The organism is Rhodococcus sp. RD6.2, from assembly GCF_001040705.1.
Taxonomy (GTDB): Bacteria; Actinomycetota; Actinomycetes; order Mycobacteriales; family Mycobacteriaceae; genus Rhodococcus_G.
The window spans coordinates 120273-133011 of sequence record NZ_CVQP01000012.1 but is presented as its reverse complement, the minus strand read 5'-3'; the positions used below and the strand labels follow the sequence as shown (position 1 = coordinate 133011).

Here is a 12739-nt window from a genome sequence, read left to right as displayed (position 1 = left end):
CGAGAGTGCAGTTTTCGTCACATCGGCCGAGAGGCCGCGACCGAAGCTGCACTCTCGTCAGCCGGGCCCCAGGTAGACGAAATCCCCGCCACCTGATGGTGACGGGGATTTCGTTGGTGCGCCCGAAGGGATTCGAACCCCTAACCTCTTGATCCGTAGTCAAGTGCTCTATCCGTTGAGCTACGGGCGCATGTTCTTCAATTGTGCCGGAGAACCGGCTGCACCGGAAATCCGGCACTGTCAGCAAGCTGACATGGCGGAAGCGAGAGGATTTGAACCTCCGGTCCCCTTTGAGGAGGACAACTCATTAGCAGTGAGTCCCATTCGGCCGCTCTGGCACGCTTCCTAGGCTCAGGTCCTTTCGAACCGCCGAGACGAAACAGTACACATGGACCGGCGTGATCTGCAAAACGCCTGGTCAATCCCCCGTTTGCGCAGGTGGCCGCGATCCGGATCGGGTCACCGCGCATAATGTGACCTCGTGACCGCACGCATCCGCCCCGATCTCGACAGTTTCCCCACCTACGTCCCCGGGAAGAGCTTCCCCGGCGCGTTCAAGTTGGCGAGCAACGAGACCACCTCCGGTCCGCTGCCCTCGGTGGCCTCGGCGATCGCGGAGGCAGCGGCGGGCGTCAACCGCTACCCCGACAACACCAACCTCGCATTGCGGGAGGCACTGGCCGAGAGCCTCGGAGTCGACGCCGACCGGATCGCCGCCGGCTGCGGCTCGGTGAGCCTGTGCCAGGAGTTGGTGCAGATCGCCGCGGGCCCCGGGGACGAGGTGGTCTTCCCGTGGCGGTCGTTCGAGGCGTACCCGGTGGTCACGCAGGTCGCGGGGGCGACACCAGTGCCGGTGCCGCTGACGCCCGATCACGCGCACGACCTCGACGCGATGGCGGCCGCGGTGACGGACCGGACGCGGCTGATCTTCGTCTGCAACCCGAACAACCCGACGGGCCGCGCGCTGACGGCCGCCGAGATCACGTCCTTCCTCGACAAGGTGCCCTCGCACGTCCTGGTCGCCCTCGACGAGGCGTACTTCGAGTACGTGCGGCCCGGCGGTGACGCGGGCGAGACGATCGCGGACGGCGTCGCGCTCGCCGAGGGACGCCCGAACGTCGTTGTACTGCGGACGTTCTCGAAGGCGTACGGCCTGGCGGGCTTGCGGGTCGGCTATGCGGTGGCGGATCCGTCGATCGTCGCGGCGCTCGGCAAGGTGCACACGCCGTTCGCGGTGAACGTCGTCGCGCAGGCCGCGGCAGTCGCGTCCCTCGCCGCGGCCGACGAACTCCTCGCCCGCACCGACCAGGTGGCGGCGGAACGGACCCGGGTTCGGGACGCCCTGCTCACCGCCGGCTACGACGTGCCCGAGTCGAACGGCAACTTCGTGTGGCTTCCGCTGGGCGAGAAGTCGCAGGCGTACGCGAGCGCCAGCGCCGACGCCGGAGTCGTGGTGCGGGCGTACGGCGCCGACGGCGTGCGGATCACGATCGGCGATCCGCACGAGAACGACGCGTTTCTCGTGTTCGCGTCGGGTGCCGGCCTGGACATCGCGAAGTCCTGACGCCGGGTCAGACCCGCATCGCACGGGCCAGTGTCGACCACGCGTCGTGCAGATCCCGCTCCCAGTACGGCCAGGAGTGGGTGCCGGTGTCCCGGTAGCGGAACGTCGCGGGGATGCCGAGTTCGCGCAGTCGTGCGTCGAACAGGCGGGTGCAGGCGAGCGCTGCCGCCTCGAGTCCGGCGCCCAGCGTCATCGCGCTGAGGCCGTCCGCGGTGGTCGGGTCACTGAGCGCATCTGCGACACCGTTGCCGGTGGACACGTAGATCTGCTTGCCGCGCAACGCTTCCGCGTTCTGCATCGGATCGTTCGCCGCCCATGCCGGGGAGCCGTCCGGGCCCCACATGTTGTCGGCGTCGCCGCCCTTCCACGCGACGGTGGCCCGCACCGACAGCCGGGAGTTCGACTGGCTGTTGTCCGCGCAGCCACTGAACGCCGCCACGCCTGCGTACATGTCGGGATGCCGCGCGGTGAGGTTCAGTGCGGCGTGCGCGCCCATCGACAGGCCCGCGATCGCGTCGATCCCGTTGCCGTCGAACCGGGCGTCGATGATCGGCGGCAGTTCCTCCGTCAGGAACGTCTCCCATTCGTCGACGCCGAGCTTCGGATCGGGTCGAATCCAGTCGGTGTAGTAGCTGCCGGTGCCGCCGACCGGAAGCACCACGTTGACGGGTTTGTCGGAGAAGAAGCGGACGGCGTCGGTGCGCTGCGTCCAGGTGCTCTCCTGGTAGTTCGACTCCTCACCGCCGCCCGCGCCGTCGAGAAGGTAGAGGGTCGGCCGCGGACCGGTGCCCGGCGGCGGGAGCAGCACCTGAACCTGCACGGTCTCCCGCATGGACGGCGAGTGCACGAACACCGCGGCCCGGCGGTCGGTGAGCATGGTGACATGGTCGACGGTCGCGGTCTGCCTACTCGACGGACCTCGGGCCGCGGCAGGAGCCGCCATCAGGCCGCACAGGACCACGGACAGAGCCAACGTCACGAGTAGCTTCACAGGCCCACCTCGTGCGGCACACCGCCGGGTTGCGGACGAGCCGCTGGCGGCAACGGTATCGGATCACCGAACCCGTCGCAGGGCGAGCCGAATCTCGTTGCCGTTCCTCACGGTTGAATGTTCGGCTACACACCCATCGCGCGCGCCAGACTCGGCCAGGACGTGCGCAACGCGTCCTGCCAGTACGGCCAGGTGTGCGTGCCACCGGGGGTGTAGTCGAAGGTGGCGGGGATTCCCAGCTCGCCGAGTCGGCGCTCGAACCCGAGGGTGCAGTGGTACGCAGCCGCCTCGAGCGTCCCGCCCAACGCCATGATCAGCGGCAGGTCGGGGTCGTCGAAGCGTTCGTGCCGTCCCATCGCTCCGTTGCCAACGGACGAGTAGACGACCTTGCCGCGCAACGCTTCCGCGTTCACCATCGGATCGTGCGCCACCCAGTCGGGATCTCCGTCCGGGCCCCACATGTTGTCGGCGTCGCCGTCGACGTAGCCGACGGTCCGGCGGACCATGAAAGTCGCTTCGGGGCTGGTGGTGTCGGCGCAGCCGCTATACGAGGCGACGCCGGTGTAGAGGTCAGGGTTGCGCGTGACGAGGTTGAGTGCGCCCGCTCCGCCCATCGACAGTCCCGCAACGGTGTTGACGCCGTTGCCGCCGAACCGGGAGTCGATCAGCGGCGGCAGTTCCTCAGCCAGGAACGTCTCCCACTGGTTCACGCCCAGCACCGGATCGGGCTTCTGCCAGTCGGTGTAGTAGCTGCCGGGACCACCGACGGGCAGCACGACGTTGACCGGCTTGTCCGCGAAGAAATCCACGGCATCGGTCTGGGTGGTCCAGTCACTTTCCTGACCGTCGGACTCGTCGCCCCCGCCGACGCCGTCGAGCAGGTAGAGCGTGGGTCTGGCCGCATCGCGGTCGGAGGGCAGCAGCACCTGCACCTGAACGACACGACCCATGGCGGGCGAGTCGACGAACACCGCCGCTCGGCGGTCGGTCAGCATCGTGACGTGATCGACGGTTGCCGTTGCGGAGTGGGTGCCGCCTGCGATCGCATGAGGGGCAGCAAGACCGGTCAGCGCCGCGGCCAACGCCGTCGCCATCAAGAGTTTCATCGCGTCCGCCTTCGTCGTGCAGCGCGACCCCCCACCCCCGGGTCCCGCTGGTTCCGGACACTCTCCCAGCTCACAACCGTGATCAGCAAAGGGCGCGAACCACCAAAGCTGCTAATGTGATCGCAATCACACTCGAGAATGGGGTGGATCATGCGCATTCATCGCCGTACCCGAACCACCGCGACCGCGCTCGCCATCAGCAGTTGCGCGCTGCTTGCCGGTGCGTGTTCCGAGACTTCCGACGCATCACCGGCCGACAACCTGCTCACCGGACAGTCGGTCCCCGTCGGCGACGGAAGCGGACACACGTACGTCACGCTCACCGACGACGGTACGCCCGATGCAGTCGGCATCCGACTGTCCGCGACCGCGCTCGACGGCCTCCCCCACGACATGAACGCCCCGATGCAGGTGTTCCAACTCGACCTGCCCCCGGACGCCCCACCGACGGTGTTCGACACCGTGACCGTCGACTGGAACCCGCACGGACACGAACCCCAGGGTGTCTTCACCGCACCCCATTTCGACATGCACTTCTTCATGCAGGACCGCGCCGAGATCGCGGCGATCACCCCGACCCGCCCCGAGTTCGCGATCCAGGCGTCGACCCTCCCGCCGGGCCAGTACATGCCCGCCGACTACATCCCCCCGCCCGGACCTCCCGCTCTCCAGACCGTGCCGAACATGGGCCTGCACTGGACCGATGCGACAGAGGGCGTCGGCACACCCGACTTCGTCTTCGACCAGATCCTCGTCGCCGGGTCCTGGGACGGAGCATTCACGTTTCTCGAACCGATGATGACCCGGGAGTGGATGCTCACCAAGCAGAGCGTCGACGAGACCGTGAAGCAGCCCGCGGCATACGCAGAGTCCGGCTACTACCCGACCACCTACACGGTCAACTACGACGACACCACCGACGAGTACGTGGTCGAACTCGGCGGGATGACGATGCGCGAGGCATCGTGAGCGGCGCCTGCGGCAAAACGGTAACGGTCAGGCAGTTCGTCGCGCCTCCGGTGGACGTCGCGCCTACAGTCGGTTCGACTCGTCCTTCGTTCGCAAGGTGAGGATCGCGATGAACACGCTCACGAAGCTGACAGCGTCCACCCTGATCGCCGGGGCTGTGCTCGCAGGAACGGCGACCGCGCACGCCGACCCGGCACCACCGCCCCCACCGCCGACGAAACAGCAGGCCCTCGACGCCATGCTCGCCGAACTCGGCGTCGCATGGGCGCAGGGCGGCGCCGCCGGAACCGCCATCGGAGCCGTCGTCGGCCTCGGTATCGGCTGCGTGTCGATGTTCCCCGGAAGCCTCGCCGGCTGCATCATCGGTGCCCCGACCGGCGCGACGATCGGCGGACTGATCGGCATGGGCAACGGAAACCCCAAGGTGCAGCAGTCGATCGAGACGTACCTGAACACGCCGTAGTCGGGTGTCTCTCCAGCCCTAGCCCGCGAGGTCGTCCGGTTCGATCGGGTCGCGCGCCCAGTCCTGCGCTGACATCGCCGAACCGGCGCGAATCCACCGGGCCGCCAAGCCGGCCGCCACCGTTGCGACCATCACCGCTGCGAAAAGCCTCATAGCGGACAGACTCGCATGCTGCTCCGAAAGAACGAAGCCCCTGGCCCCGGACCGCACACAGAACGCCACCTCGGACCTCGAGGCGGCGTTCTTGTTCTTCCGCTGGGATACGAGGACACGTGCATGTCCCACCAGCGTTTTCGCTGAAGCGCTCTGCATCATTCCAGCTGGTACGTTCGCTTCCGAATCCAACGCATGACAGAGGGCCTCGCGTGAACCGCGAGGATTGGGGAGGAAACACAGTGCCATTCATCGAGACCTCGGACAGCTCGGTGTTCTACGAGGATTCGGGCGGCACGGGCCCGGCCATCATCATCTCGCACGGATTTCTCATGGACCACAGAATGTTCGACGCTCAAGTCGAGGCGCTGAGCGACTACCGGCTGATCCGATGGGACACCAGGAACCATGGCCGTAGCCACGGCAATGCCACCGCATACAGCTTCTGGGACCAGGCGCGCGACGGACTGGCGATCCTCGACCATCTCGGAATCGACGACGCCGTGTTCGGTGGCCACTCCCAGGGCGGATTCATCGCGCTACGCATGGCGCTGCTCTCCCCCTCCGCGTGCCGCGGCCTCATACTGTTCGGTACCGCTGCCGGCGCCTACACCGACAGGGAACGTGAGGGCTACCGCCGCATGTTCACGCGGTGGATCGAGGGAATCGGATCTCCCGATTTCGAGCCCATGGTGTGGGCGCTCGCATCGTCGATGATCGGCGGCGACCGGGAACGGGACCAGATTCCGTGGCGTGACCGGTGGCTCGAACGCGACTGGTCCGACTTCGCTCCGGCGATCGACTGCCTGGTCGAGCACGATTCCGTGGAAGATCTTCTCGCCGAGATCCGTTCCCCCGCACTGGTTGTGCGAGGGGCAGCGGATCAGGCCTTCTCCGACGCGTCGGTCAACGAGATGGTCGCGCGACTGGGCGGTCCTACGGAGGTTCGGGTCATCGAACAGTCGTCACACGGCGCGAACCTCACCCATCCGGACCTGGTGAACCCGATCCTCACGCGGTGGCTGTCTCAGCTGCCCGCGGGAACACCGACCCACACGTAAGTCTGATCGTCCGGGAATCGTGAGTAGTACCCGCTGTCGAGGGCGATCACCTTCCTGGTCCTGTAGTCGCGGATCTTCATGGTCTGTTCCGGCCCGCGCGCGCTCAGCGGGTCGTTCCAGAGCCGTCGGAAGTCGAAGGACTCCTCGAGCCGTCGGAGGAGTTCGTCGAAGGCGCCGCGGTCACCGCTCCTGGTGGCCGCGCGCCGCAACCACCACACCGTGGAGTTTGCGCGGACCTCCCATTCCTCGTGCACGAGCCGTGCCCGCGAGTCCCGGAACAGCCACTCCGCGAAGCTGGCGTGATCCCCGATCCCGGGAAAACTGCTCTGGTAGAGACTGTTCGAGTCGATCACGTTCAGATGCGCGTCGACGATCGACCACAGGACGTCGTCGTGGTCGCGGCGGAACAGGTTGATCAGGGGATTCGTGCCCGCCGCAGTGATGGGTGCGCTGTTCAGCGCGCGTGGTGGGGTGCGATCGGCCAGCATGTACAGGGTGTGCGTGTCCGAGCTGTCGAGTGCCAACGCCTCGGCCATCCGATTGAGGACGGACTCACCGGGCTGCGGTGCCCGCCCCTGCTCGATCTTCGTGACGTAGCTGGCGCTCACGTGCGCGGCCTCGGCCAGCTGCTTCTGAGTAAGGCCACGCTGCGAACGGTGCGACTTGATGAACCGCGCCAATGGATTCCCGACCACGCCAGACCACTTCCCCTTGTGACACTCCGAGTGCCACAAGGATGCCTGGTAGCACTGCGCAGTGCTACATCAGGGGGGAGTGGCACTGCGACTGTGTCAGGGGGTCGGAGATGACAGTAATCCTTGTCACGGAAAAGGCCTGTTCAGGGGCGACACGACGCCATGCCGTGTGGTTGGCTGACACCCGTCACACCGCAGGAGGGAACAGCACGATGGCGACTGTCCGCAGTAGTCAGCCAATCGACTGAGCCCATTGCGAAGTAACTGGTCACCCCAACGTCGACTGGGGTGTCCACCGATGAAGTCCGGGCGCATCGATACCTCGGTCAGCGCCAACGCCGAATTCGGATCGGCTGATGTCGAAACAATAAGTATGGCAACGAAACTGATCGTGGGCTCGTAGCTTCCCTGTTCCTGCTCATCGCAGATCGATACATCTGCGGACATGCACGGGAACAAGGCCGCTCAGGACATACCCGCCAGACCTGTTGCGGCCTGACCTGCGACCACCGGATCGGCATCTGTAGGGGGGATGCCGACCCGGTGGTCGCAGCGCTTCGATACAAGCTGGAGATTGGCCGGCTGAGCGAATGAATTCCTGCTGCAACCCAAGTCATGCAGAACACCGCGCTGAGCAAGGGTCGGGATATGGCACCGGAAGGTTGGCTGCTCGGAGGTCAGTTGATCGGTTCGGGACAGTAACCGGTAGTGGCGCCGATGGAGTTGATTTCGGCGTTCGACCGGGGATCACCCGTGTAGTCGATCCGGTTCGTGCAACGGTACGACGTGTCGAAATCGTCCTTCGGTTCCACCTGCGGAAGCGGCGTGTAGGTGGACTCCTGCTCGGGGTAGGGCGCGTTGCGATTGGCCTCCACCTCGGCGGACAGCGCCGCGTCGTGTTGCGCTTGGCAGTAGTCCGAGTACCCGGTGACCGACCCGTCGGACCAGTACGTCTCGATCGGTCCCATCCCCATCTGGCAGCCGGTGATGACTGGGGCCGGCTCTGTCGCCACCGGAGTCGGGGGCTGTTGCACCGTGATCTCGACCGGTTCGGGCACCGCGGTCGGCGATGGCGACTCAGCTACGCGCGCCTGCGTGGGAGCACTCGTCGGCGCAGACGAACTCGTCGTAACCGGCGAGGGCGGGCCATCCTCCCCGGCATCGGTTGCGCAGCCGATGAGTCCTGTACCCACCAACGCGACCAGCAGGGCTCGCCAACCGTTCATGTCCTGAATACCGCGATCGTCGCGGGTGTCGTTACGCCGAGAAGCTCCGCGACCGCACCGCGTATGGCCCGGTCGACGGACCGTCTTCGCCGGAAAGCCGCCCTACTTCTCGAGGCCACGCTCGCGGTACAGGCGATCGAGTGTCATGTCCGCGTCACATCGAAAGGTTGGCGGATCTTCGGACGTCAGGGGGCGGTCCATGAGGACCGCCCCCTGACCTGTTGGCGGAAGCGGAGGGATTTGAACTCTGCCGAGCCCTGCTGGTCAGAGCCGGAAACCGGGCGTTACCTGCGGTGACAGCTCACTCGGGATAGCGCCAGATCACCCCGCTTTGCGGGCAAGTGTGGGCAAAATGTGGGCACGCCTCGGTGATCCACCCAGCGGCTATGGGCACGCTCCACCAGTGACTGGACATGTGGCCGGGTCGTAGTCCGACGTCAGCCTGCTCTTGATGAATGGGCCAGTCGGCCCAAAGTTCGGGTCCAGCCACCGTGCAACCACAAGGACCGACACCGCGGAAGCGCCAGCCGCCCTAACGCAGAGCGCAGCGGACTGCGCGCGCGACCCCGTCGTCCATACGTCGTCGATCAGCAAGACATGCTTGCCGACGACGTCGCTGCCTGGGGCAAGCTCGAACTGTGACGCGCTGACCACTCGCTGCGAGGTCGCCCGGTCGGACTTCACCAACGCAGGAAGCTCTCCTACCGCCTGCATCGTGCGCGCAAGCTGCTCAAGTGGATGCACTCCTGCCCGCCCGCTGAGCGACGGGATCGTCATCCGCACGTTGACCGGCCGACCAACTGATTCGGCGATACATCGCTCGTGACAGACGATCCCAAGGACGATGATCCTGCTAATGGTCTGCTGCAGACGCAACCGAGTAGCCGGTGAAACGTCGTCCTTATAGTGCCGCAGAAGGTAGCCCGATTGCTGCCCGCCAACCGCGTACGTCAACGGGACGACAACATCCGCTAGACGCCCACTGGAGAGACCGCTCGCCGCGGAGTGGCACCGAAAGCACCGCACGTACGGCTGCTCAACCGGCGTCCTACAGACCTCACAAGTCACACCAGAGACGCGCACCACGTTTCGTAGATAGCCGCCCGCGCTGGCAACGAGCTCACGGCTTACCTCTTCCACCAAGCTCAATGGTCCACGAGGTCGGGAAGGACGTTCGACCAGTCGTCTACACCGGCGGCAGTCTGAGTCAGCTGATCGACCAGATCCATCAACTCTGCCGTCGAGTTCGCGAGGTAAACACCCGGACGCGTCAGAAGGTCACGTGCCCATGTCGTTGCACCAACAACCATGTCCGTAAGAATGACGGGCCGCCCGTGTTCAACCGCCAGGCGAGCCTGGATACGTGCCCCGCTGTGTTCACCGGCCTCTACGACGATCGATGCTCGGCCGAGACCAGACATCGTCGCGTTTCGCATCGGGAAGCTGTGCTTCTGGGGCGGGGCGTCTGGCCAAAACTGCGATACGACCGCTCCGCGCTTCGCTACCTCCGCCTGAAGAGTCCGGTTTCCGGCCGGATACGAGCGGTTGATCCCCGTCCCAATTACACCGATCGGCCGCCCACCCGCCTTCAACGTCGCCGTGTGCGCGGCTGCGTCGATCCCTTCAGCGAGACCCGATAGGACAGCAATCCCTCGATCGACAAGCCCCTCAGCGATTCGCGCTGCCACAGCACGACCCCGGTCACTAGCGCGGCGGGAGCCAACCACGGACACCGCAACCTCGTCGTCGCGCAGCTGACCACGGACAAACACGATCGGCGGCACCTGATGGATCTCACGCAGCCGAGAGGGATACCCCCCGTCGAGCACTGTCAGAAGCTTGAAGTCCTCACTCCGCCAGGCCTCCAGGCTCTCCCACGCGCGGGCGAGGTGTCCATCGAGGTCATTTACTCCTTCAAGCGTCGGAGGGAAGCACTCGTCCCAGAGCGCAGTGGCCGAGCCTCTCAGTGCAACTTCGGATGCGATCGCCGACCAGCTCATCTTGCGTGGCCGAGCGTGCAGCAGCGCAATGAGCACTGCTGCCTCCGCCTCGTTGACGCACTCCATAGGTCGAAGTGTAGGTTGCCCGCATCGCGATCGCGCCATCCTTACCCCTCGATTTCGCTCTGTCCCCAAGTCTTTACCGAGCGCTACTCGCCCAATCAGTGTTCGAACATACGTTCCCATTTTATCGTAAACCGCACCTTCGAGCCAGCGCAGCGCGTTCGTCCTCGGAGCCCAGTCTCAGAAACGATGGGTTGTTGAGACACCTCAACCGGGAACGGCAGCCTCACCCCGCCGCGGGTTGACCAACTCGACAACCGTCTTGAAAACCTGTCTCAAAACCAGTATTCTCATAACCCCGAGCTTGACGGGATTATGAGACGGAGGCGGTCATGGCAGTGATCGGGTACGCGCGAGTAAGCACGACGGACCAGAACCCTGAACTCCAGCAGGCGGCGCTGCATGAGGCCGGCGCGGAGCGCATTTTCACCGACCACGGTGTCAGCGGCTCGACCTCCACGCGGCCCGAACTCGACCAGTGCCTCAACCACCTCCGCGAGGGTGACGTCCTGACCGTGTGGAAGCTGGATCGCCTCGGCCGCAATACCCGACACGTCCTGGACGTTGTAGAGCAGCTGCGCGCCCGCGGCATCGGGTTCCGCAGCCTCACTGAGGGGCTCACGACCGAGGGCGCGATGGGCCGGGCAATGCTGACGATCATGGCGGCATTCGCGCAGCTGGAGCGCGACACGATGATCGAACGCACCCAAGCCGGCCTGGCTGCGGCCGCAGCGAACGGTCGGCGGGGCGGGCGTCCCCGCAAGGTCAACGATGCGGATGCCACCAAGGCCGTCCAGCTGCGGGATCAGGGACTCTCGGTTCCGGACATTGCCCGAGTCCTGGGTGTCTCTCGCGCAACCGCGTACCGCTATCTGTCCGCGCCCACCGCAAGCTCGTCGTAGCGCGCTTTGGTGCTGCCCGTGGCGGATCCAAGTAGTCACCAGCCACGATCAAGGCCGTCGTTGCCAGCAACAACCGGGCCTCTATCCATGAGAGCTCGACTTTGAGCCCGTAGCGGATTCGCTCGCCCCGCGGGCAGCTGTTCGGCAGGTTCGTCTGTCCCCCTATCCCGATCGTTCGGGCTGCCGTATCGACTCACGCCACACGACCAGCCAGGAGGCCTGCATGACCATCGAACCTCGACAGAGCACCGCGTGGGAGCCGGGTGAGCAAGAGGCAGCGCGTCGCGCTATCCGTATGTGGCAGCAGGTCGAGACTGGAAAAGGTGGGGTCGCACCCGCAGATCTCGTAACCCTCCGCGGCGATTACCCGCAGCTTGACGATGCGGTGAGCACCGCCCGCCGGCTGCGTGCCGAGTTTCGTCACCGCCAGTTGCAGGCGTCGTCCCACGTGCTGATCGCCGCCTACCTCCACCTCGCTCACGAAGACCGCGAACTCGCTGAGAGCATCTACTCCAGCTTCGATGCGCAGGTCGGCCTCGCTGCTGCCGATGCAACTTCGGACCTCGGTTTGTACGTGCTGATCACCCGGCTGGCGGTAGCGAACTCAGGTCTCACCGTCGATGACAAGCCTCGTCCGGCCGCGCAGCCCACCGACACGCTCTTGGACTCGACTCTCGACCGAGAACCCACTGCCGACGAACGCGGACGGGATGTCGCGCCGCCCACAGTCGGACCCTGGGGCCCAGTTCTGGGCGCGCAGCTCTTGATCGAGGGGATCTTCGCCGTCGAGTCCCGCCGGCGTCGAGGACTGCTGTTGTCCCCACGCCGCGTCGTGGCGATGCCCCGGACCCTGTGCCCTCGCGCGGTGCTGGATGGCGACTGGGCCTGGGTGAAGGGGCAGGCGGTCGACCTCGTGCGACTTGTACACGCCACCGAACTCGGGATCACAGGCCATGACCTCGATGAACTCGAGCTCGCAGTCGCTCGGCGTATTCCGCTGAAGTGGGCGCGGTGGAAATCCCCGTCGGAGGCGCGACCAGCAACACTGCCGTTCAACGTCACCATCTATGCACGGGGTCGACTGCAGGCCATCATGGTCTGGTTGCCGCGAGGTGCCGGCCGTGTCGAGGCCACCAACTGGCTGATAGCGCAGGGTATCGATCGTGGCGACCTGGCCGATCAGGTGTGGGTCAACCCTGATTATCAGGCGTTTGCCACGGAACGCTCGAGATGGCCGGGTCACGCGCTCGGGCAGGTTGAGAGGTACGCCCGACGTCTACCGCTTGAAGTCGGCGGTGGAAGTGACACATTGATCACACGCCTCGCGCTCGATGGCTGGAAACGCTACGCAAGACTCCTCGGGGTGCCGGATCGCGTGATCGCCGCCGCCGCCAAGGAAGGCAACCCGCTTCCTTCGCGGGAGATAGTGGGATTGCCCGATCCCGTTGGGGAGTAGCAAGGCCTACACGCGCGGAGGAATGCGGGATCACGCCGGGTGTCCTCCAGATCCCTCGATGGTAGGTCGCTGGGCAGGACCGTGAGCCGG

At 65.7% G+C, this 12739-nt stretch carries 12 protein-coding genes and 2 tRNA genes; 6 read left to right on the top strand and 8 right to left on the bottom strand.

The features are described 5' to 3' along the window. Window positions 1-114: 114 nt before the first annotated feature. Both RHCRD62_RS24390 and RHCRD62_RS24385 read right to left on the bottom strand, forming a co-directional pair. Window positions 115-190 (bottom strand) — tRNA-Arg (locus RHCRD62_RS24390). 64 nt (window positions 191-254) lie between these two features. Next, window positions 255-346: transfer RNA gene (locus tag RHCRD62_RS24385), tRNA-Ser, on the bottom strand. A gap of 135 nt (window positions 347-481) precedes the next feature. On the opposite strand from RHCRD62_RS24385, the gene hisC reads away from it, so the two are divergent. Continuing rightward, the gene (gene hisC, locus RHCRD62_RS24380) at window positions 482-1564 is read left to right on the top strand and encodes a histidinol-phosphate transaminase (RefSeq protein ID WP_050067350.1); all 1083 of its coding nucleotides are present in this window, start codon (window positions 482-484) and stop codon (window positions 1562-1564) included. 7 nt (window positions 1565-1571) lie between these two features. Here hisC and RHCRD62_RS24375 read toward each other — a convergent pair whose 3' ends face one another. Together RHCRD62_RS24375 and RHCRD62_RS24370 are read right to left on the bottom strand one after the other, a co-directional pair. After that, complete coding sequence (locus RHCRD62_RS24375; RefSeq protein WP_253277481.1) at window positions 1572-2507, bottom strand: alpha/beta hydrolase; 936 nt, start codon at window positions 2505-2507, stop codon at window positions 1572-1574. A gap of 173 nt (window positions 2508-2680) precedes the next feature. Beyond that, window positions 2681-3661: an alpha/beta hydrolase gene (locus tag RHCRD62_RS24370; RefSeq protein ID WP_084734464.1), complete on the bottom strand. Its 981-nt coding sequence runs from the start codon at window positions 3659-3661 to the stop codon at window positions 2681-2683. A gap of 150 nt (window positions 3662-3811) precedes the next feature. Here RHCRD62_RS24370 and RHCRD62_RS24365 point away from each other — a divergent pair, with 150 nt between their 5' ends. Both RHCRD62_RS24365 and RHCRD62_RS24360 read left to right on the top strand, forming a co-directional pair. After that, the gene (locus tag RHCRD62_RS24365; protein ID WP_050067452.1) at window positions 3812-4630 is read left to right on the top strand and encodes a DUF5602 domain-containing protein; all 819 of its coding nucleotides are present in this window, start codon (window positions 3812-3814) and stop codon (window positions 4628-4630) included. Between the two features lie 109 nt (window positions 4631-4739). Beyond that, on the top strand, window positions 4740-5093 hold the full coding sequence (locus tag RHCRD62_RS24360) for a hypothetical protein (protein WP_050067451.1): 354 nt from the start codon (window positions 4740-4742) through the stop codon (window positions 5091-5093). An 18-nt stretch (window positions 5094-5111) separates the two neighbouring features. Here RHCRD62_RS24360 and RHCRD62_RS26670 read toward each other — a convergent pair whose 3' ends face one another. Then, window positions 5112-5246 carry a hypothetical protein gene (locus RHCRD62_RS26670; RefSeq protein ID WP_301280736.1) on the bottom strand — a complete coding sequence of 45 codons (135 nt, stop codon included), beginning with the start codon at window positions 5244-5246 and terminating at the stop codon, window positions 5112-5114. 242 nt (window positions 5247-5488) lie between these two features. Here RHCRD62_RS26670 and RHCRD62_RS24350 point away from each other — a divergent pair, with 242 nt between their 5' ends. Then, complete coding sequence (locus RHCRD62_RS24350; protein ID WP_050067347.1) at window positions 5489-6307, top strand: alpha/beta fold hydrolase; 819 nt, start codon at window positions 5489-5491, stop codon at window positions 6305-6307. On the opposite strand, the gene RHCRD62_RS24345 is transcribed toward RHCRD62_RS24350, so the two are convergent. The 3 genes from RHCRD62_RS24345 to RHCRD62_RS24330 all read right to left on the bottom strand — a co-directional run bounded on the left by RHCRD62_RS24345 (window position 6274) and on the right by RHCRD62_RS24330 (window position 10294). Then, the gene (locus RHCRD62_RS24345) at window positions 6274-7002 is read right to left on the bottom strand and encodes a helix-turn-helix domain-containing protein (RefSeq protein WP_050067346.1); all 729 of its coding nucleotides are present in this window, start codon (window positions 7000-7002) and stop codon (window positions 6274-6276) included. The two genes, RHCRD62_RS24350 and RHCRD62_RS24345, sit on opposite strands and share 34 nt — an antisense overlap. 677 nt (window positions 7003-7679) lie before the next feature. Then, the gene (locus RHCRD62_RS24340) at window positions 7680-7976 is read right to left on the bottom strand and encodes a hypothetical protein (protein ID WP_157051055.1); all 297 of its coding nucleotides are present in this window, start codon (window positions 7974-7976) and stop codon (window positions 7680-7682) included. Window positions 7977-9373: 1397 nt separating this feature from the next. Beyond that, on the bottom strand, window positions 9374-10294 hold the full coding sequence (locus RHCRD62_RS24330) for a DNA-processing protein DprA (RefSeq protein WP_050067343.1): 921 nt from the start codon (window positions 10292-10294) through the stop codon (window positions 9374-9376). A gap of 329 nt (window positions 10295-10623) precedes the next feature. On the opposite strand from RHCRD62_RS24330, the gene RHCRD62_RS24325 reads away from it, so the two are divergent. Both RHCRD62_RS24325 and RHCRD62_RS24320 read left to right on the top strand, forming a co-directional pair. Next, the gene (locus tag RHCRD62_RS24325) at window positions 10624-11193 is read left to right on the top strand and encodes a recombinase family protein (RefSeq protein WP_050067342.1); all 570 of its coding nucleotides are present in this window, start codon (window positions 10624-10626) and stop codon (window positions 11191-11193) included. A gap of 223 nt (window positions 11194-11416) precedes the next feature. Then, on the top strand, window positions 11417-12649 hold the full coding sequence (locus RHCRD62_RS24320; protein ID WP_157051054.1) for a hypothetical protein: 1233 nt from the start codon (window positions 11417-11419) through the stop codon (window positions 12647-12649). Window positions 12650-12739: the final 90 nt, after the last annotated feature.

Excerpts from the sequence above, each read along its gene's own strand:
- RHCRD62_RS24325 (WP_050067342.1), top strand. The coding sequence starts at position 10,624 with ATGGCAGTGATCGGGTACGCGCGAGTAAGCACGACGGACCAGAACCCT.
- RHCRD62_RS24340 (WP_157051055.1), bottom strand. The coding sequence starts at position 7,976 with ATGGGGATGGGACCGATCGAGACGTACTGGTCCGACGGGTCGGTCACC.
- RHCRD62_RS24370 (WP_084734464.1), bottom strand. The coding sequence starts at position 3,661 with ATGAAACTCTTGATGGCGACGGCGTTGGCCGCGGCGCTGACCGGTCTT.
- RHCRD62_RS24360 (WP_050067451.1), top strand. The coding sequence starts at position 4,740 with ATGAACACGCTCACGAAGCTGACAGCGTCCACCCTGATCGCCGGGGCT.
- RHCRD62_RS24320 (WP_157051054.1), top strand. The coding sequence starts at position 11,417 with ATGACCATCGAACCTCGACAGAGCACCGCGTGGGAGCCGGGTGAGCAA.
- RHCRD62_RS24365 (WP_050067452.1), top strand. The coding sequence starts at position 3,812 with ATGCGCATTCATCGCCGTACCCGAACCACCGCGACCGCGCTCGCCATC.
- RHCRD62_RS24330 (WP_050067343.1), bottom strand. The coding sequence starts at position 10,294 with ATGGAGTGCGTCAACGAGGCGGAGGCAGCAGTGCTCATTGCGCTGCTG.
- RHCRD62_RS26670 (WP_301280736.1), bottom strand. The coding sequence starts at position 5,246 with ATGAGGCTTTTCGCAGCGGTGATGGTCGCAACGGTGGCGGCCGGCTTG.
- RHCRD62_RS24375 (WP_253277481.1), bottom strand. The coding sequence starts at position 2,507 with ATGGCGGCTCCTGCCGCGGCCCGAGGTCCGTCGAGTAGGCAGACCGCG.